At 64.2% G+C, this 18,195-nt stretch carries 20 protein-coding genes and 2 pseudogenes; 11 read left to right on the plus strand and 11 right to left on the minus strand.

The genetic code is table 11. From position 1 onward, the window contains the following. Nucleotides 1-20: 20 nt before the first annotated feature. Nucleotides 21-1,646 carry a hypothetical protein gene (locus IVB07_RS07460; protein ID WP_018453856.1) on the plus strand — a complete coding sequence of 542 codons (1,626 nt, stop codon included), beginning with the start codon at nucleotides 21-23 and terminating at the stop codon, nucleotides 1,644-1,646. 156 nt (nucleotides 1,647-1,802) lie between these two features. Here the strand turns inward: IVB07_RS07460 and IVB07_RS07465 are convergent, their stop codons facing one another. The 3 genes from IVB07_RS07465 to IVB07_RS07475 form a co-directional block, all read right to left on the minus strand. After that, nucleotides 1,803-2,078, minus strand: coding sequence for a hypothetical protein (locus tag IVB07_RS07465; protein WP_051112961.1), 276 nt, complete (start codon nucleotides 2,076-2,078; stop codon nucleotides 1,803-1,805). Between the two features lie 260 nt (nucleotides 2,079-2,338). Next, complete coding sequence (locus IVB07_RS07470) at nucleotides 2,339-2,566, minus strand: hypothetical protein (RefSeq protein WP_018453858.1); 228 nt, start codon at nucleotides 2,564-2,566, stop codon at nucleotides 2,339-2,341. A 37-nt stretch (nucleotides 2,567-2,603) separates the two neighbouring features. Then, nucleotides 2,604-2,849 carry a cysteine rich repeat-containing protein gene (locus tag IVB07_RS07475; protein ID WP_026232611.1) on the minus strand — a complete coding sequence of 82 codons (246 nt, stop codon included), beginning with the start codon at nucleotides 2,847-2,849 and terminating at the stop codon, nucleotides 2,604-2,606. A gap of 133 nt (nucleotides 2,850-2,982) precedes the next feature. On the opposite strand from IVB07_RS07475, the gene IVB07_RS07480 reads away from it, so the two are divergent. Continuing rightward, nucleotides 2,983-3,408 carry a DUF5413 family protein gene (locus tag IVB07_RS07480; protein ID WP_085349175.1) on the plus strand — a complete coding sequence of 142 codons (426 nt, stop codon included), beginning with the start codon at nucleotides 2,983-2,985 and terminating at the stop codon, nucleotides 3,406-3,408. A gap of 61 nt (nucleotides 3,409-3,469) precedes the next feature. Next, nucleotides 3,470-4,027: a DUF4112 domain-containing protein gene (locus tag IVB07_RS07485; protein WP_247294068.1), complete on the plus strand. Its 558-nt coding sequence runs from the start codon at nucleotides 3,470-3,472 to the stop codon at nucleotides 4,025-4,027. A gap of 79 nt (nucleotides 4,028-4,106) precedes the next feature. Here the strand turns inward: IVB07_RS07485 and IVB07_RS07490 are convergent, their stop codons facing one another. From IVB07_RS07490 to msrA, 4 genes are all read right to left on the minus strand, one after another. Continuing rightward, nucleotides 4,107-4,400, minus strand: a complete 294-nt coding sequence (locus tag IVB07_RS07490) for a hypothetical protein (RefSeq protein ID WP_007596188.1) — start codon at nucleotides 4,398-4,400, stop codon at nucleotides 4,107-4,109. A 211-nt stretch (nucleotides 4,401-4,611) separates the two neighbouring features. Then, nucleotides 4,612-4,776, minus strand: a complete 165-nt coding sequence (locus IVB07_RS07495; RefSeq protein ID WP_083926348.1) for a DUF3309 family protein — start codon at nucleotides 4,774-4,776, stop codon at nucleotides 4,612-4,614. Nucleotides 4,777-4,884: 108 nt separating this feature from the next. Beyond that, on the minus strand, nucleotides 4,885-5,304 hold the full coding sequence (msrB, locus tag IVB07_RS07500; protein ID WP_018453863.1) for a peptide-methionine (R)-S-oxide reductase MsrB: 420 nt from the start codon (nucleotides 5,302-5,304) through the stop codon (nucleotides 4,885-4,887). Between the two features lie 15 nt (nucleotides 5,305-5,319). Then, on the minus strand, nucleotides 5,320-6,024 hold the full coding sequence (gene msrA, locus IVB07_RS07505; RefSeq protein WP_018453864.1) for a peptide-methionine (S)-S-oxide reductase MsrA: 705 nt from the start codon (nucleotides 6,022-6,024) through the stop codon (nucleotides 5,320-5,322). 245 nt (nucleotides 6,025-6,269) lie between these two features. On the opposite strand from msrA, the gene IVB07_RS07510 reads away from it, so the two are divergent. Beyond that, nucleotides 6,270-7,967 (plus strand): caspase family protein, encoded by a 1,698-nt coding sequence (locus IVB07_RS07510; protein ID WP_085359416.1) that lies wholly within the window; start codon nucleotides 6,270-6,272, stop codon nucleotides 7,965-7,967. A 94-nt stretch (nucleotides 7,968-8,061) separates the two neighbouring features. Here IVB07_RS07510 and IVB07_RS07515 read toward each other — a convergent pair whose 3' ends face one another. From IVB07_RS07515 to IVB07_RS07525, 3 genes and pseudogenes are all read right to left on the minus strand, one after another. Then, nucleotides 8,062-9,177, minus strand: coding sequence for an ATP-dependent RecD-like DNA helicase (locus IVB07_RS07515; RefSeq protein ID WP_018453866.1), 1,116 nt, complete (start codon nucleotides 9,175-9,177; stop codon nucleotides 8,062-8,064). 89 nt (nucleotides 9,178-9,266) lie between these two features. Next, entirely contained in the window at nucleotides 9,267-9,920 is a 654-nt protein-coding gene (locus tag IVB07_RS07520; RefSeq protein ID WP_018453867.1) for a NapC/NirT family cytochrome c, read from the minus strand. After that, a pseudogene (locus tag IVB07_RS07525) lies at nucleotides 9,917-10,222 on the minus strand (nitrate reductase cytochrome c-type subunit); the annotation flags it as partial. The gene IVB07_RS07520 and the pseudogene IVB07_RS07525, both read right to left, overlap by 4 nt. 25 nt (nucleotides 10,223-10,247) lie before the next feature. Here IVB07_RS07525 and IVB07_RS07530 point away from each other — a divergent pair. Further along, nucleotides 10,248-11,138 (plus strand): acyltransferase family protein, encoded by an 891-nt coding sequence (locus IVB07_RS07530; protein WP_018453869.1) that lies wholly within the window; start codon nucleotides 10,248-10,250, stop codon nucleotides 11,136-11,138. 98 nt (nucleotides 11,139-11,236) lie between these two features. After that, nucleotides 11,237-12,442 carry an LLM class flavin-dependent oxidoreductase gene (locus tag IVB07_RS07535; protein ID WP_247767535.1) on the plus strand — a complete coding sequence of 402 codons (1,206 nt, stop codon included), beginning with the start codon at nucleotides 11,237-11,239 and terminating at the stop codon, nucleotides 12,440-12,442. A 28-nt stretch (nucleotides 12,443-12,470) separates the two neighbouring features. On the opposite strand, the gene IVB07_RS07540 is transcribed toward IVB07_RS07535, so the two are convergent. Further along, nucleotides 12,471-13,052: a hypothetical protein gene (locus IVB07_RS07540; protein WP_018453871.1), complete on the minus strand. Its 582-nt coding sequence runs from the start codon at nucleotides 13,050-13,052 to the stop codon at nucleotides 12,471-12,473. 320 nt (nucleotides 13,053-13,372) lie between these two features. Between IVB07_RS07540 and IVB07_RS07545 the strand changes: the two are divergent. From IVB07_RS07545 to IVB07_RS07565, 5 genes and pseudogenes are all read left to right on the plus strand, one after another. Beyond that, nucleotides 13,373-13,714, plus strand: a pseudogene (locus IVB07_RS07545) (DUF2200 domain-containing protein); the annotation flags it as partial. Between the two features lie 128 nt (nucleotides 13,715-13,842). Continuing rightward, the gene (locus IVB07_RS07550; protein WP_026232612.1) at nucleotides 13,843-14,631 is read left to right on the plus strand and encodes a helix-turn-helix transcriptional regulator; all 789 of its coding nucleotides are present in this window, start codon (nucleotides 13,843-13,845) and stop codon (nucleotides 14,629-14,631) included. Nucleotides 14,632-14,708: 77 nt separating this feature from the next. After that, a complete protein-coding gene (locus tag IVB07_RS07555) occupies nucleotides 14,709-15,875 on the plus strand; it encodes a cytochrome P450 (RefSeq protein WP_247294072.1) in 1,167 nt (388 codons plus the stop codon). 360 nt (nucleotides 15,876-16,235) lie between these two features. Then, nucleotides 16,236-17,198, plus strand: coding sequence for a sulfonate ABC transporter substrate-binding protein (locus IVB07_RS07560; RefSeq protein WP_026232614.1), 963 nt, complete (start codon nucleotides 16,236-16,238; stop codon nucleotides 17,196-17,198). Nucleotides 17,199-17,236: 38 nt separating this feature from the next. After that, nucleotides 17,237-18,190: a sulfonate ABC transporter substrate-binding protein gene (locus tag IVB07_RS07565; protein ID WP_018453876.1), complete on the plus strand. Its 954-nt coding sequence runs from the start codon at nucleotides 17,237-17,239 to the stop codon at nucleotides 18,188-18,190. Nucleotides 18,191-18,195: the final 5 nt, after the last annotated feature.

The raw sequence follows: 18,195 nt of genomic DNA on the forward strand, positions 1-18,195 counted from the left end.
GCGCGTATAATTGAGTAGAAATGGCTGATTACTACCCGCTGATCGCCCGCGCTATTGCCGCCCTGGACCCCAACGCTCCCGGCGAGAGCCGTCGCGCGCTCTATGAGCGGGCGCGCACGGCGCTGATCGCGCAGCTCCGCAGCGTGCAGCCGCCGCTCTCGGAATCCGAGATCACCCGCGAGCGCCTCTCGCTGGAAGAGGCCGTCCGCAAGGTCGAATCAGAGGCGGCCCAGCGTGCCCGCGAGGCCTCGCGCCCCGCTGGCGGCGCCCGCAGCAGCGGCAGCGGCGACGCCTTCCGCCGCGCCAGCACCCGCGCCACCGAGGGCAACTCGCCCGCGCCGCAAACGGCTGCCCCGCCGCGCACCCGTCCGGCTCCGCCGCCGCCGCGGGCTGACCGGCCCTCCTTCAATGTCGATGACCAGGGCGACGCCCCGCGTGCGCCGCGGGCCCCGCGTTTCGACGCGCCGCGGCAGCCGGGTCCGCCGGCCCCGTCGTCGATGCCGGAGCCTCCGCCGGTCGGACGTGATCGCGCTGGTGGGCGCCGTCCGCCGGACATGGGACCGCCACCGCCGCTGCCGCCCGCACCGGGCGTGCGCGGCTTCCGCGACATCACGGCGGACGCCAACGAGCTCGGCGGCGCCGCCGCGCAGGCCAACCGCGCGGCGCGCCGCACCTACGCCAACGTGCCCTCGCCCTCGCCGGAATTCGACCGGCTCGAGCCGAGCCTGGAGAATCGCGGCGCCGGAGCCGACGCGCCGTATTCCTACGACGAATCGATCGAGGAAGCTGAGCGCTACGCGCCGCCGTCGCAGCCGCCGTCGCAACGTCCGCACATCCCCGTTCTCGACCGCGAACCCAAGAAGAAGCGCGCCCGCACCGGCCGCGCCTTTCCGTTCAAGAGCGCGATCGCCGTCGGCATCGTGCTGATCCTGGTCGGTGCCGGCATCCTGTGGGGCAAGCAGCTGGTCCAGACCGCGACCAACCTGTTGAAGTCTTCGCCGACGCAGGTGGTGGAGGCGCCCAAGGATTCGTCTCAGCCGCAGAGCAAGCCCAAGATTCCGGATCGCGTCGGCCAGCCCTCGGCCAGCGACCAGCCGGTCGCGCCGGTGGCGCAGAAAGTCGTGCTCTACGACGAGGATCCATCCGATCCGAAGGGCAAGCAATATGTCGGCTCGGTGGTGTGGCGGCTCGAGCCGATCAAGGCGTCGGGCAACCAGAAGGCCGACGTCGCCGTGCGCGCCGACATCGAGATTCCCGACCGCAAGTTCAAGATGACGATGTCGTTCCGCCGCAACACCGACTCCTCGCTGCCGGCGAGCCACACCGCGGAGCTGACCTTCGTCCTGCCGCCGGACTTTCCGGGCGGCGGCGTTTCCAACGTGCCGGGCATCCTGATGAAGTCGAACGAGCAGGCACGCGGCACGCCGCTCGCAGGCCTCGCGGTCAAGGTCACCGACGGCTTCTTCCTGGTCGGCCTCTCCAACGTCGATGCCGACCGCAGCCGCAACGTCCAGCTGCTGAAGGAGCGCTCCTGGTTCGACGTGCCCTTGGTCTACGCCAACCAGCGCCGCGCCATCATCGCCATCGAGAAGGGCGCTCCCGGCGAGCGCGCCTTCAACGACGCCTTCGCGCAGTGGGGCGACTAGATCTCTACTCCGTGAGACCTCGGCCTGCATGGTTCGAGACGCCAGCCTTGGCGGGCTCCTCACCATGAGGGTTTGATATCTCGCCGCGAAACGAGACCTCATCCTGAGGGCCCGCCCCTTGGGCGGGCCCTCAGGATGGCCGCAGATACGCTCTCTCTATTGCGCGGCTGCTTCCCGCTTGCGCGATCCTGTCGCGGCGGCGTGCTCGCGGTCCATCACGGCGCGACAGCCCGGGCTGACCTGAGCCTTCTTCTGCACCATGCAGGCCCTGATCCTGGGGATGTCGGGGATCTCACTGGAGCACAGCCGCATCGCATCGCCCGAGCACATCTGCTGCGCTTCGGACGAGAACGCGAAGCTTGGCGATGTCGGGATTGCGATGGCGGTGGTGGCGAGGGCGAAGAGAGTTGCGATCGTCTGATTGCGTGTCATGTAGAATGCGTCCCCGAGTTCCGTGGGCTTGAGCCACTTGGTTTTGGGGCGCCGCACGCGGCTTGACCTGCCGCATGTCTCAGCCATCACGCCGGGACCTCAATCCCGCATGTGGTTGCTCGATCTCTGGTGATGTTCGAATCGAAAAGTGCTGCGCCGCCCGAGCCAAGTATGCGCCATTGTTGCGCGACCGCAATGGCAGGCAAAAAGGAATTCGCAATTGTTGCGCGCACGTCACGCACAACGCGACTCGCGTGCGATCAGATCAACCGATCGGAGGATACGCTCGCTTGTTCCACATCGCTTGCGCCAAGCGCTGCATGCTCTTCGACCGCCGTAACGCCCTTTGCCGTGAGCTCGAACAGATCTCCGTCCTTCATCACATAACCGTCGGCGATCAGCTCGCCTATCTTGCCGTGCCGGTCGTCGGCAAAGGCGATGGATTGGCTGATGTCCCTGAGGATCGAGAGCTGTTCGTCGCGCAACATGGCTTCACTCTCCGTTCGCCGGGGATGGTTCCGGTCCTCACATGCCGTGGCTCTGAAAGACCTTGCTGCAAGACCGCGACAGTTTGGTCCGGTTGGCTTGCAGGCAGGCCTGCACCGCACCGTCATTGCCGAGGTCCTTGCGGCAGAAGCGCGAGGCGTCCCGCGAACAGGCCTGCTGCTCCTGCGGCGAACCCATATGGCCTTGTGCGAGAGCGGGCGCGTTCGACAGGCCGCTCACGGCCGTCAGTGCGATCGTCGCCAGGAAGAACAGTTTGCGGGACATCGGCGGCTCCAAATCTGAGAGGTGAATTTCAAGTCCGTCGCTATGCCGCTTGTTCCCAGCGCAGAGCCCGCACCCCCCGCTATTCAAGGTTCCCGCGGCGCTGCTATAGTAAGGTGAAGGATGAGGGTGCCTGATGAAACGCTATCTCGTGTTTGCGCTGGTCGGCCCGTTCGTGGGCGGGTTCCTGCTGCTGCTGACGACGACCTATCAGTCCGGCTATTGGACCCAGACCAGTCTCGCTGAGGTCGGCAAGCTGTTCGCGGTGTTCTTCAAATCCTTGCAATACAGTTATCTGTTCGGCTTCCTGCCCTCGCTGATGATCGGTGCGGTCGACGATATCCTGGTCCACGTCCGCCGGATCGGCCCGGTGCTGCGGATGCTGCTGGTCGGCGTGTTCGCCTTCATCCTGGCCTCGCTGACCTACAGCTCGCGCGGGCCGGACTCGGGCGCGGTGCAGTTCATCCTGTACGGCCTCGTCGGGTTCGTGCCGGCGGTGATTTCATCCTGGCTCGTGCATAAATATGTCGCGGAGCCGCAGCCGGCGGCGGCACAGACTTGAGGGCGCGACCTTCGATCACGCCGCAGCAACCTCCGCCGCGCTGGCGCGTTCCCTACAGGCCATGACCATGTCCGATGACGATATTCTTGCTCCGCGTCGATCCCGTTCGGGAAGCCGCTCGGGTGCGGCCTCTTCGGGCACCGACGGGCGTGGGCCGATCATCGATCAGGACGGTCACGAGATCCGGCCCGAAACGCTGGGGCAGGGCTTTCGCGAATTTCGCTTCGAGTTCGGGAAGGACAGTCCCTTCGCCGGCAACCCGTTTGGCAATTTAACGCGCGAGCAGCGGATCGCGCGGATCGAGGCGATCGCAAAGCTGCTCGACGTCGCCTTCGTGCTGCCCGGAACCAACATCGGCTATGGCATCGATGGGTTGATCGGGTTGATCCCCGTCGTCGGCGACATCATCACCACCGCGATCTCGCTCTGGCTGGTGCAAGAGGCGAGGGCGCTCGGGGCGCCCTGGTACATCACCGCGCGCATGCTCGGAAATGTCGCCCTCGACGGCGTCGTCGGTATCGTCCCGTTCGCGGGCGACGCATTCGACGTCATGTTCCGTGCCAACATGCGCAACGTGCGCCTGCTCCGCCGCTGGCTCGACAAGCAGCCTCGCATCTGACACGCCCCAAAACGCAAAAAGCGCGACGGCCTTTCGGGCCATCGCGCTTTCAGCGCACATCGGAGCGCGTGACGAAAACTTACGCCGCGTCGGCAGCGTCGGTGCTGGCTTCCACCGGCTTGCGGTGGCGGGGCAGCGGGAAGGCTTCGCTCTCATAGAGCGACCGGATGCCGTTCTGGTCGAAGCGCGCTTCTTCGACTTGGAGATAGGCGCCGTTCAGCGAATCCGTCGGCAACTGCTCCATCGCGAACTGGACGGCTTCGGCCGCGGTGCCGAACCGGCGATAGGTGAAGCCTGCACGCTTCTTCTTGCGGATCGCAGCGGGGAAGAGTTCGGCGGAAGTGTTGAAGTTGAACGGACGCAGTGGACGCATGGTCAAAGACCTCGTGATCTCTCTGGGGCTTTAAGCGCGTGGGGTTGGGACGGGCAGAGGCCACGATTGAGTGGGCGCCGCACATGTCATTTTCGTCCTCTAATATAGCCCGTTTTGACAAAATTGCGACCCCCGCGATGCGAGATGATGAATCTGCGCATGGCAGCTCCGCAGCCCGGGAAATTGCAGGAATATCAGCGACTTGAATGGTCTACAGCTTGCCAAGGAGCAGCAGCACGAGCAGCACCACCAGGACGAGGCCGCCGATCCCCATGCCGGAATGACCCATTCCGTAGCCGTAGCCGCCGAAGCGGCCCGACAGGCCGCCGACGAGATAAATGATCACCAGGATGATCAGGATGGTCCCAAGCGTCATGGCATCCTCCCTGGCGGCCGCCGCCACGCCATGGCCAGCCGCACCACCAGGGAAGAAAAGCACATCGCGGCGCCGGGTTCCATGACGGAACTCGGCGCCGCGCAAGGTTTATTTGGGTTCGAGCTTCAGCGCGGCGGAATTGATGCAGTAACGCAAGCCCGTCGGTCCCGGGCCGTCGGGGAAGACATGGCCGAGATGACCGCTGCACTTGGCGCACAGCACCTCGGTACGGATCATGCCGTGGCTGACGTCCCGCTCCTCTTCGATATGGCCCTCGACGGCGGGTTGGGTGAAGCTCGGCCAGCCGCAGCCGGAATCGAACTTCGCGTCGGACTCGAACAGCACGTTGCCGCACCCGGCGCAGGTGTAGGTGCCGGCGCGGTGGTCGTGCTCATATTCGCCGGAGAAGGGACGCTCGGTCGCCTTCTCGCGCAGCACCGCGAATTGCATCGGCGACAACTCGCTGCGCCATTGCTCTTCGCTCTTGATGACCTTGTCGTCCGTGGTTTTCGTCTTGGTGTCGGGCATGGGTCTCCCGTTTTTTCAGTTGGTGGCCTTGCTGGCGCTCACCAGCGTCGGCTTCTCGATATAGTTATCCGCGAACAGCTTTTTCAGGTTCTCGACCTTCGGAAGGTCGTTGTAGGCGATATAGGGCTGGTTCGGGTGCAGGGTCAGATAATCCTGGTGATAGGCCTCCGCCGGATAGAATGCCTCCAGCGCGCCGACCTTGGTCGCGATCGGCTTGCTGAAGACCTTGGCGCCGTTGAGCTGGGCGATATAGGCCTCGGCCACCTTCTTCTGTTCGTCGGACGTGGTGAAGATCGCCGAGCGATATTGCGGACCGGTGTCGGGGCCCTGCCGGTTGAGCTGGGTCGGGTCGTGCGCCACCGAGAAGTAGATCTGCAGGATCTTGCCGTAGGAGATCTTCTTGGGGTCGTATTTGATCTCGACGGATTCCGCGTGGCCGGTCCGGCCGCTCGAGACGGTCTGGTAGTCGGCCGTCGCCTTGGTGCCGCCGGCGTAGCCGGAGACCGCGTTGACGACGCCCGCGGTGTGCTGGAACACGCCCTGCACGCCCCAGAAGCAGCCGCCGGCGATCACGGCGGTCTGGATCCCGCTTGCGGGGGCCACATCAACGGCAGGAGCGGGGATCACGACCGCATCCTCTGCGGCCCGGGTCGGCGCGGCAAAGGCCAGCGTCAGTGCGGTGGTTGCGGCGAGCAGGGACAGGACGGCAGGTCGGCGCATGGCGATCCTCTTTCGGAAGGTCTGACAGTCTAGGGCGGTTGGGGCCGGGCGAACAGCCTGCCCGGCATTTTCGGACATTCGAGATACGGGCGGACCGGGCGATTGTTACGGCCGGAGGGACACGAGTCCGTGAAACGCGCCGCCTCCAGCGGCCCGGCTTGGCGACGACCGGAACTCCGCGCTAGATGAACCGGCGCGATCGGTGATCGACTTAAGAGAATCGTGGCTGGAGCTGACCTGACAACATGCTGCGCGTGGCATCCCTGACCCTCGTCGTCGTGCTCGCCATCCTGGCCGGCTGGAGCTCGCTCGCGGCGGCCGAACCGCAACCCGGCGACGACCTCGCCATTTGCCGCGACCGCCAGGCGGATGCACAGGCGAGGGCGCAGGCCTGCGACAAGCTGCTCAACGCCGACCGGCTCACCGGCAAGGACAAGGCCATCGCGCTCTCCGTGCGCGGTAACACACTGCTCAACAAGCGCGACTACGGCCACGCCATCGAGACCTTGTCCATGGCCGTCGACCTCGATCCCGACAACGTCGTCACGCTCAATTTGCGCGGCCTCGCCTATGAGCGGACGGGCCAGGACGATCATGCGATGGCGGACTACGACCTCGCGCTCCAGAAGCGCCCGACCTACGGTGTCCCCTACAACAACCGCGGCGTCATCCAGTTGCGCCGGGGTGCGCTGCAAAGCGCGCTCGACGATTTCAACCTGTCGATCAAATACGCGCCCAGGTTCCTGCTCGGCTACACCAACCGCGCCCGCGTGCGCACGCTGATGCAGGATTTTGACGGCGCGATTGCCGATTTCGCGGAGGCCGAGAAGATCGAACCGGCCGCGCAGCAGATCACCGGCAACCGCTGCATCACCTACGGCATGATGGGCAAGTTCGACCAGGCCTTCGCCGACTGCAACGGCCTAATCGAGAAGCAGCCGAAGAACACGTACGCGATCAACAATCGCGCCGACGTCAACATGTTGAAGGGCGATTTCGACGCCGCGCTGAAGGACTACAACACGGCCATCCAGATCAACCCGAACAACGTCCGGGCACATTCAGGTCGCGGCCAGATCTACGAGCGCAAGAAGGATCTCGCCCAGGCCCGTGCCGACTATCGTGCGGCGGCCTATTCGCTGACGAAGTTCGACGAGCTCGACGTCGCGCGCGCCCGCGCGATCGCGCAGGAGCGATTGGCCGCGCTGACCCCGCAGGCACCGGCCGGATCCACGGGGCGCCGTGTGGCGCTGGTGATCGGGAACGGCGCCTACAAGAACGTCCACGCCTTGCCCAATCCGCCACGCGACTCGAAAATGATCGCAGCCGCGCTGCGCGATGTCGGCTTCCAGACCGTGATATCCGTCAGCGACCTCACCCGCGACAAGTTCTTCGAAGCGTTGCAGACGTTTGCCGCCGAGGCGGAGAAGGCGGATTGGGCGGTGGTCTATTATGCCGGCCACGGGTTCGAGATCGGCGGCGTGAATTATCTCGTTCCCGTCGACGCCAAGCTCGCCGCCGACAGGGACGCCGAGACCCAGGCGGTCGCGCTGGAGCAGGTGATCGCGGCGGTGGGCGCTGCGCGAAAAGTGCGTCTGGTGATGCTGGATGCCTGTCGCGACAATCCGTTCGCGCCGACCATGCAGCGCACGCTGTCGCTCAAGCTCGTGGACAAGGGCTTTTCCAACATCGAGCCGGGCGCCGGCTTCATGGTGGTCTACGCCGCCAAGCACGGCGAGACCGCGATGGATGGCGACGGCGGCGCCGACAGCCCGTTCGCCACCGCGCTCGCTCGCGAGATCAAGATGCCGCGCGTCGAGATCCGAAAACTGTTCGACATCGTTCGCGACGATGTCTGGCTTGTGACCAAGCACGAGCAGCAGCCGTTTTCCTACGGCTCGCCGCCGGGGCGCGAGGATTTTTATTTCGTCGCGGGGAAGTGACTTCGTAGCCCGGGTGGAGCGCAGCGAAATCCGGGAATCACGATCGCGGAGCTAACCCCGGATTACGCTGCGCTCCATCCGGACTACCGCAGTTTCAAACCACGATGCTCAGCCGCTTCGCCGCCCGCGTGATGCCCGTGTACAGCCACCTCGCCCGGCTCTCCTGAAACGCAAAGCTCTCGTCGAACAGCACGACGTCGTCCCATTGCGAGCCCTGCGACTTGTGCACGGTCAGCACGTAGCCGTAGTCGAACTCGTCATAGGGCTTGCGCTGCTCCCAGGCGATCGCCTCGACGCCGCCCTCGAAGCAATCGGCGCGCACCGAGACCTTGGTCACCTTGTGGCCGAGATCCTCGTCCGGCGACAGTCTCATGCTGAGAATGCGGGATTTCGAGCGCGAGGTGTTGCGCGACTTCACGCGCCACAGCCCGCCGTTGAACAGGCCCTTCTTGCGGTTGTTGCGCAGGCAGACCAGCTTGTCGCCGGCGACGGGGAAGATGTCCTCGATGTTCTGGCGCTGGCGCACCCGCATGTTGTACGCGCGTCGCGTGTTGTTGCGGCCGACCAGCACCTGGTCGGCGGCCATGACGCGATCAGGGTCGAGCTCCTTGCGCGACACCACCTCGCTCTCGCCGTAGCGGCCGATGTCGAGCTCGCGGCCCTCGCGGACGTCCATCGACATCCGCACGATCGGATCGTCCTGGGCCTGGCGGTGCACCTCGGTCAGCATCGCGTCGGGCTCGGTATTGGTGAAGAAGCCGCCGCCCTGGATCGGCGGCAGCTGCGCGGGATCGCCCAGCACCAGCAGCGGGCAGTCGAACGACATCAGGTCGCGGCCCAGTTCGGCATCGACCATCGAGCATTCGTCGATCACGATCAGCTTGGCCTTGGAGGCCGGGGCGTCGTCCCACAGCTCGAAGCTGGGCTGCTCCTCACCGGATTCGCGGGTGCGGTAGATCAGCGAATGGATGGTGGAGGCTTCGTCGCACCCCTTGTTGCGCATGACCAGCGCCGCCTTGCCGGTGAAGGCGGCGAACTTCACCTCGCCGTCGACGCCGTCGGCGATGTGCCGCGCCAGCGTGGTCTTGCCGGTGCCGGCATAGCCGAACAGGCGGAACACCGGCGGCGTGCCGTTGCGGCCGGGTTTGGCCTTGAGCCAGTCGCCAACGGCCTTGAGCGCGGCATCCTGATGCGGGGTGAATGTGGCCATGTCTGTCTTGAGGAGGGGGCGAAAACGGAGCGATTCGCCAGCCCCAAAACTAACCATTCGCACCGCTGGTTCAAGCCGGGCGGGGCGCCCTATTGCCAGCCGGGAACGCCGCGCATGTCGGGCAGATGGTGGGCGATGCCCTTGTGGCAGTCGATGCAGGTCTTTTCCTTGGTGAACAGGAAGCGCTGGTGCGCGACCGAGGCGCGCGGCGACTGCTTGGTGATGTCCATGGAATCGGCGCTGTGGCAGTTCCGGCATTCCAGCGAATCGTTGGACTTGAAGCGCGCCCATTCATGCGCCGCCAGTTCGAGCCGGTGATCCTGGAATTTCTCGCGGGTGTCGATCGTGCCGAAGATCTTGCCCCAGACCTCCTTGGAGGCCTGCATCTTGCGGGCGATCTTGTCGGTCCAGTTGTGCGGCACGTGGCAATCCGGACAGGTCGCGCGCACGCCGGAGCGGTTGGCGAAATGGATGGTCGACTTCAGCTCGGCGAAGACGTTGTCCTTCATCTCGTGGCAGCCGGTGCAAAATTTTTCGGTGTTGGTCAATTCCAGCGCGGTGTTGAAGCCGCCCCAGAAGATCACGCCGGCCATGAAGCCCGCCAGCACCAGCACGCCGAGCCCGAACACCGAGCTCGGACGGATCAGCACCTGCCAGAGCTCGCGCGCGAAGTCCCAGCTTCGCGCGACGAAGCCGCGTCTGGCCTTCAGTCCCTCGCCGGGTTCATCAGCGGTCGTCGTCATCGGCGGCCACCGGGGCTTGCGCGCGACAGCAGCGTGTCGATGTCGGTGAAGTCGTTGCTGACGGGCGGATTGGCGGTGTTCTGCGGCACGTGGCATTCCGTGCAGAAGAAGCGGCGCGGCGAGATCGAAGCCAGAAACTGGCCGTCGCGGTCCATGAAGTGGGTGATCGAGACCATCGGCGCCTGCGATTCCGCGATGCGCGCCCGCGCATGGCAGGACAGGCACTTGTTGCCGTTGAGGTCGATCTGATAGCCGTCGATCGTGTGCGGGATCACCGGCGGCTGCTCCGGATAGTTGCGCACGGGTTGGCCGATCCTGTTCACGCCCATGTACTTCATCGCGATCTGGGCGTCTCATTTCCCGAACGGCGGCTGGTCCCGCAGCTGGCCACCGGTGCTGCCGAATTTCCCCCTGACCCATCTCTGGTTCATCTATGTGCTGCTGGAGCTTTATGTCGTCGTGCTGCTGCTGCGCGGCGCATTTGTCTGGCTAGATGCGTCAGGCAGGTGGCGAGCGGTGATTGACCGCGTCTTCGCCGGGATCATGAAAAGTCCGCTGGCCCCCCTTGTTCTGGCAATCCCGATCGGCGCCGCCTTCTGCCTCGACCAACGCTGGATCAACGTGACGGGCGTGAGGACGCCGGATCAATCGCTCGTCACCAACGCGCAGGCCTGGATTGGCTTCGGCACCGCCTTCGCGATCGGCTGGCTGCTGCATCGGCAGATCGATCTGCTGCGACTGATTGAGCGGCGCTGGCTCCCGCATCTTCTGCTCGCAATCACTCTGATCCTGATCAGTTTCGTGCTGGTTGGGGCGATGACGTCCGCGCCGGGGGCACTGAAACTGCCTTTCGGCTTCGCCACGCTCCGGCTTGTCTCCGTGATCCTGTATGCGCCGGCGATATGGATTTCGACCTTTGCGGTCATCGGCCTCGCGCTCCGCTTCATGTCCGGCTTCAGCCCGACCTGGCGCTATCTCGCCGATGCATCCTACTGGGTCTATCTGATCCACCTGCCGATCGTGATGGCGCTGCAGGTCGCGCTGTCGCAGCTCGACTGGCCCGGTCTGATCAAGTTCGGTGTTCTTCTCGTCGTCGCGCTTCCTCCGATGCTGGCGAGCTATCATCTGCTGGTGCGCTTCACCTTCATCGGCGTGGTCCTGAATGGCCGCCGCGCCGAAAAGCACCTTCTCCCGCAAGGCGGAATTGCGACTGCGTAGACAGCGCCGCCCCGCCCATTAAGATGCCCGCAACAAAAACATAAGCGGCAAGAAAATTTGCAAGAAAACTTGCAACAAAACCTGGGAGAGACGGCGTCATGAAGTTCGGCATCTTCTATGAGCTGCAACTGCCACGGCCGTGGGTGGCCGGCGACGAGCTCAGCCTCTATCAGAACGCGCTGTCGCAGATGGAACTCGCAGACAGCCTCGGCTACGACCACGCCTGGGTTGTCGAGCATCACTTCCTCGAAGAATACTCGCATTCGCCCTCGCCGGAATCGTTTCTCGCAGCCGCGAGCCAGCGCACCAAGAACATCCGGCTCGGCCACGGCATCCTCCAGCTCACGACCAACCACCCCGCACGTGTCGCCGAGCGCGTCGCGGTGCTCGATCTGCTCTCCAACGGCCGCTGCGAATTCGGCATGGGCGAGAGCGCCTCCATCACCGAGCTCACGCCGTTCGGCCGCGACATGGAGACCAAGAAAGAGGTGTTCGAGGAGGCCGTCGCCGCGATCTTCCCGATGTTCAAGGACCCAGGAAGCGAGCACCACGGCAAATATTTCGACATCCCGTTGCGCAACGTCGTGCCAAAACCGGTGCAGAAGCCGCATCCGCCATTGTGGATGGCCTGCTCGCAGCTGCCGACCATCGAGCGCGCCGGCCGCCAGGGCTTTGGTGCGCTCGGCTTCCAGTTCGTCAGCGCAGACGCCGCGCACGCCTGGGTGCACGCCTATTACAACGCCATGACCAAGCGTCTCGCCAAGCTCGCCGACTACGAGATCAACCCGAACATGGCGCTGGTGTCGTTCTTCATGTGCGCAAAGACGGACGAGGAGGCGCGTGCGCGCGCCGACGGCGCCACCTTCTTCCAGTTCGCGCTACGCTTCTACGGCGCGTCGCAGAATCGCCAGCGTCCGGCGCCCTATACCGTCAACATGTGGGACGAGTACAACAAGTGGAAACGCGACAATCCCGAGGCGCAGGAGGCTGCGCTGCGCGGCGGACTGATCGGCTCGCCCGAGACGATCCGCAGGAAGCTAAAGCGCTTCCAGGGCTCGCATATCGACCAGGTCATCCTGCTGAACCAGGCGGGCAAGAACAGCCACGAGCACATCTGCGAATCGCTGGAGCTGTTCGGCCGCGAGGTGATGCCGGAATTCCAGAACGATCCCGCGCAGGCGGCCTGGAAGCAGGGCGTCATGAGCGGCGAGATCAAGCTCGAGGAGATCGACACGCAGGCGTTCACCGACCGCTATGGCAAGCTCGCGATCAACGTTCCGCCGGCGAAGGCGGCGGCGGGGTAGGGTCTTTCGCCGCTGCGGCCGGCTGAGTTTATTTGGATTGGGTTTTCGTCTGGATGTTCTGAACGGCTCCGCCCGCCGGAGTCCACTGCACGCGGCCATCCAAAGCGGAGAAGTTTAGACCACCGCCGGTCCCGAAGAGAACCATGTGACCCGAGCTGACGGAGTCCACAGCGAGCGTCGCACGGGGAAGTTTTGCAGCATTGTACATCGTCAAGGACGCATCCTGATGATCGTTCAGGGACAGCACTGCCCGCTGACCCTGCTCCGTATCGAGGAGCGACACCGAAGGTACGCCATCCTGGCGAAGCCCGATGCTGAGACGCACCTTCTCGCGGCTATCCAAGAGCGAGATGTGCGGCGTTCCGTCGGAAGTGGATGAGATCAAGGCGACGATTTTGCCGGTGCCATTTCGTAAGGCAATTGTTTCCACAGACAGGGTCTTGGCCTTGACTGTATCGGCATTAGCGGTCGCATGCCATTGCGATGAAATGATCGCCGCAGCCGCCAGGATCGTAGCCCCCAAAACGCTCCAACTCATAGCCTTCAGTGACCGGTCCTGCCGCTGGATATGCGATGCGAGATTTTCAAGCGTGGGTTCGACCTTGAACATAGCTGCGCCTTTGCCTTGGAGTAAGCTTCACATCCGAGCATACCCTGCTGGGTGCGAATTCTGCTAACCTAGCAGGGGGTGCCGGCAAAACACTGTCGAGACAGTCACCTCAGCGGCCGCCCGGAACGTGGTTGCGCTGGCACGATGCAGAGTGCCGCAACTGCCTTGAACGCTCAGTGACCGATATCACTGGCGCTTTGATGGAGCGCATTTGCCGCCGTATATTGCTTCGCGGGGCTTCTCAGTCAGAACCTCTACAGGCAACTCCATCGATGATATCGTATAAGGCCTTCGGCCGCAGCGAGATCCATGGAGTGGTTATGGCGAAACACAGGATCTATACCACCAGCTTCGCAAGCGTTTACCCGCTTTACGTTGCGAAGGCGGAGAAGAAAGGACGTACCAAAGCAGAGGTCGATCAGGTCATCTCCTGGCTGACGGGCTATGGTCAGACGGAATTGGAAGCTCAACTGGAGCAGGGGACGGACTTCGAAACCTTCTTTGCGAAGGCCCCAAAGATCAATCCTTCGCGAACCCTGATCACAGGCGTGGTTTGCGGCGTCCGGGTCGAGGACGTCAAAGAACCCACGATGCGAGAGATCCGCTACCTGGACAAGCTGATCGATGAGCTGGCCAAGGGAAAAGCAATGGACAGGATTCTGCCAAAAGTGCTTCCTGAGCCCCTTCGTCCGCCGGCTCGGCGACGTGGCAGGAGATATCGGGCGACACCCGCCTTCCGCTGCGCGGCCATTGCTGATAAATTTCGTCAAAAGGCGATGGGGAGAAAACGATGCGCCCTCGCGGGACGCCCGCAAATCCGGCAGCTGGGGATGTCACGCCCGCCGTGCTTGCCATCGGTCGCCCGGATTTCCCTGATGTCCTGATCGAGACGTTGCGTCGGCAGGCCGGGGTCGGGCATTGCATGGTGTTCGCGCTGAGCCGCGCGGGCGCCGCACACTGCCTGCTCGATGCCGGCAACATCCCGATCGGCGGCGATCTCGGCGCTGCCTATGCCGGCCAGTTCCACCAATCCGATCCCAACCGCGATGCGCTGTTCGAAGGCGAGGGCCGCGCCACGCTCGTGCTGCCCGCCTTCGCGCCGCGCATGTACGGCGCCCGCTACCGAAAAATGTTCTTTGTGGATTCCGGCATCGTCGACAAATGCGCGACCGCGATCTGGGTCGACGACACCTGCTTCTACGTCAATTTCTATCGCATCGCTGTCCAGGGCCGCTTCAGCGCCCCCCAGCGTGCGCGGCTTCAGGCCATCGCACCGGCCATCAGTGCGAGCGTGGCACGCCATTTCCAGCACGGCTCGGCTGCGACGACCGAGCAGTCTCTCGCCGCGCTCTTCGCGACGCGCGCGCCGCTCGCCAGCCTCACCCCGCGCGAGCAGGACGTTTGCCGGCGCATCCTCTCCGGCTTCAGCTCCGAGGCGATCTCGCAGACGCTCGGCATCAGCCTGCATTCGACGCTAACCTATCGCAAGCGCGCCTATGAGCGGCTCGGCATCTCGTCACAAAGCGAGCTGTTTGCGATCGTGCTGCGCCTGCTCGCCGGCCCGCGCGGCCTGAACTGAAGCTGTCCCAATCGCTGGGGACAGACGGCGCCTCCTGAAGCCGCTAACCTCGGTGGCGAACAGCAATGGAGCGAAGCTTGAGCACCGCGCCGCGCATCGACATCGACCCGGCCGCATTCTGGGCCGATCCATATCCGATGCTGGCAACGATGCGCAAGGAGGCGCCGATCGCCTTCGTGCCGCAGCTCGGCTCGACACTGCTGACGAGCCGCGACGATATCTCGATCTCCGAGAAGCAGATCGACGTGTTCTCCTCGCACCAGCCCGCGGGCCTGATGAACCGGCTGATGGGCCACAACATGATGCGCAAGGACGGCGAGGCGCATCAGGTCGAGCGCCGCGCGATGTTTCCAACGGTGTCGCCGAAGACGGTGAAGGCGCACTGGGCCGCGCTGTTCCAGGCCCATGCCGACCGCATCATCGAAGCGATCGAGCCCGGGCGGATCGATTTCATGCGCGACTTCGCGTTGCCGTTCTCCGGCGAATGCCTGAAGTCGATCACCGGCCTCACCAATATCGGCTTTGCGGACATGGACGCCTGGTCACAGGGCATGATCGAGGGCATCGCCAATTACAGCGGCGACGCGGCCGTCGAGGCGCGTTGCCATGCAGCGACGTCGGGCATCGATGCCGCGATCGACGACATCCTGCCGGTGATGCGCAAGCATCCCGACCAGAGTATCCTCGGCGTGCTCCTCGCGTCCGGCATGGCGATGGAGAGCGTGCGCGCCAACGTCAAGCTCGCGATCTCCGGCGGCCAGAACGAGCCGCGCAAGGCGATCGCCGGCACGGTGTGGGCGCTGCTGACCCATCCCGACCAGCTCGATCTCGTGCGCAAGGGCGAGGTGACGTGGCTCCAGGCCTTCGAGGAATATGCCCGCTGGATCTCGCCGATCGGCATGTCGCCGCGGCGCATCGCAAAGCCGTGGACGATCCGCGACGTCGCGTTCGAAACCGATGAACGCGTATTCCTCATGTTCGGCTCCGCCAACCGCGACGAGAAGCATTTTGAGCGCGCCGACCAGTTCGACGTGCGGCGTGATACGGCCAAGAGCGTCGCGTTCGGCGCCGGTCCGCATTTCTGCGCCGGCGCCTGGGCCTCGCGCGCCATGATTGCCGACGTCGCACTGCCGACCTTGTTCGCCCGTGCCGGCCGGCTCGAGATCGCCGACGACGAGCCGGTACGGATCGGCGGATGGGCCTTTCGCGGGCTGCAGAATCTACCGGTGAGATGGCTGCATTAGGCCGGCAGGGACCGGTCCATCCGCAACGCCGCCACGATGCCATCCTGCTCCTGTTTTGCCCGACGAGTCAAGGTCAATTTCGGATAAGCGTAAGTCATTGTTTTCGCGCGCCCCGGCTACTGTGCATGGGGTTGTTTTCGCGATTTTTAATTTCTCGGCTCGGTTGCGTGCGTTTTTCACATTCGCGTGCGGAAAAATATCCCCTGCGTTCGCTCCGTGGATCGAAAGATTAATCATGCGCTCCGCCACGTGCGCAGTGCATGCATCGCTATTTTTCCGCGCGTCTCGACACCTCCGATAAGCCGCCCCATCATTCCCGAGCACGAATGAAGGACGGCCGCACGCGGCCGGGAGTGTCGGATGCAACGTCGGGATTTTCTCAAACTATCCGTTGGAACTGCGGCAGCCGCCGCATTCGTTTCGCACGCCAACGCGCAAGCAACGTCACAAGGCGCGGTGAAGGACATTCGTGTCGGCTACCAGAAGACCGGCGTGCTGGTTATCACGCGTCAGCAGGCCGCCCTGGAAAAGCATTTCGCGCCCCTGGGCATCGACGTGAAATGGGTCGAGTTCTCGTCGGGGCCTCCGATGATGGAGGCAATGAATGTCGGTAGCATCGATTTCGGCGCGGTCGGCGACTCCCCGCCGGTGTTCGCCCAGGCCGCGGGCGCGGCGATCGTCTATGCCGCCGGCCAGCCCATCACCAACGGGCAGGGCATCCTGGTGCCGAAGGATTCGCCGATCCGCGGCATCGCCGACTTGAAAGGCAAGCGCGTCGGCTTCACCAAGGGCTCCAGCGCCCACAACATCGTGGTGCAGACGCTCGAGAAAGCCGGCCTGACCTATGCCGATATCACGCCGGTCTATCTGACGCCGCCGGATGCCGGGCCTGCCTTTGCCAATGGCAGCATCGAGGCCTGGGCGATCTGGGATCCGTATTTCGCGATCGGCGAGACCAAGCAGGGCGGCCGCATCCTGATCAATGCGCGCGAAGTCACCAAGACCAATTCCTTCTTCATCGCCAACCGCGAATTCGCCAGGAATCACGGCGCCATCCTGCAGCAGATCATCGATGTGACGACCGCGGCTGGTCAATGGGCCGAACAGCACCGCGACGAGGTCGCCAAATCGCTCGCCGCGGTCACCGGCGTTCCACTGGACATCCAGACCGTCGCCGCCAATCGCGCGAATTTCGTGGTCGGCCCGGTCACCGACGACATCGTCACGACCCAGCAGGGCGTCGCCGACCGCTTCCACAAGCTCGGCCTGATCCCGAAGCCGATCGTGATCCGCGACATCGTCTGGCGCAACCCGGCAGCCTGATCGTGCCAACCAGCCTTCCCATTCAAAAGGGTTTGAACATGAGGCGTATCATCCAGCGTCTGATCGCAGCCATCGTGCTGTCGATCGGCATCGTCGCCGCCGCGGTCGGCACCTCCTACGGACAGGACAAGGTCGTCCGCATCGGCTACCAGAAATACGGCAAGCTGGTGCTGCTCAAGAGCAAGGGCACGCTGGAGCCGAAGTTAGCTGCCGACGGCTACAAGGTGGTGTGGACCGAATTCCCCTCCGGCCCGCCGCTTCTCGAGGCGCTCAATATCGGCGCGATCGATTTCGGCAACACCGGCGAAGCCCCGCCGATCTTCGCGCAAGCCGCCGGCGCGCCGATCCAGTATGTCGCCTACGAGCCGCCGGCGCCGAAGGGCGAGGCGATCCTGGTGCCAAAAGACAGCCCGCTGAAATCGGTCGCCGACCTCAAAGGCAAGAAGGTCGCGCTCAACAAGGGCTCCAATGTCCACTACCTCCTGGTCAAGGCGCTGGAGAAAGCCGGCGTCAAATATTCCGAGATCGAGCCGGTGTTTCTCGCACCAGCCGATGCGCGCGCCGCTTTCGAGCGCGGCGCGGTCGATGCGTGGGTGATCTGGGATCCGTTCCAGGCCGCCGCGGAAGCCGCGACCGGCGCCCGCACGCTCGCCGACGGCACCGGCATCGTCGCCAACTACCAGTTCTATTTCTCCTCGAAGAAATTCCTCGAAACCAATCCGAGGATCGTCGACGCCGTGCTGGCCGAGCTGAGCGCGGTCGATGACTGGGCCAAGGGCGACATCCACGCAGTTGCCGAGCAGCTGGCGCCGTCCATCGGCCTGTCAGTCCCGGTGGTCGAGGTCGCGCTGAAGCGGCAATCCTACGGCATCAAGCCGCTGACCGATGCCGTCATCGCCAATCAGCAGCAGGTTGCGGACGCGTTCTTCGCGCTCAACCTGATTCCCAAATCCATCAAGATTTCCGACGTGGCCCGGAAGCCAGGATCATGAGCAAA

Origin of the sequence: Bradyrhizobium sp. 172, from assembly GCF_023101065.1 — a bacterium.
Lineage (GTDB): Bacteria > Pseudomonadota > Alphaproteobacteria > Rhizobiales > Xanthobacteraceae > Bradyrhizobium > Bradyrhizobium canariense_D.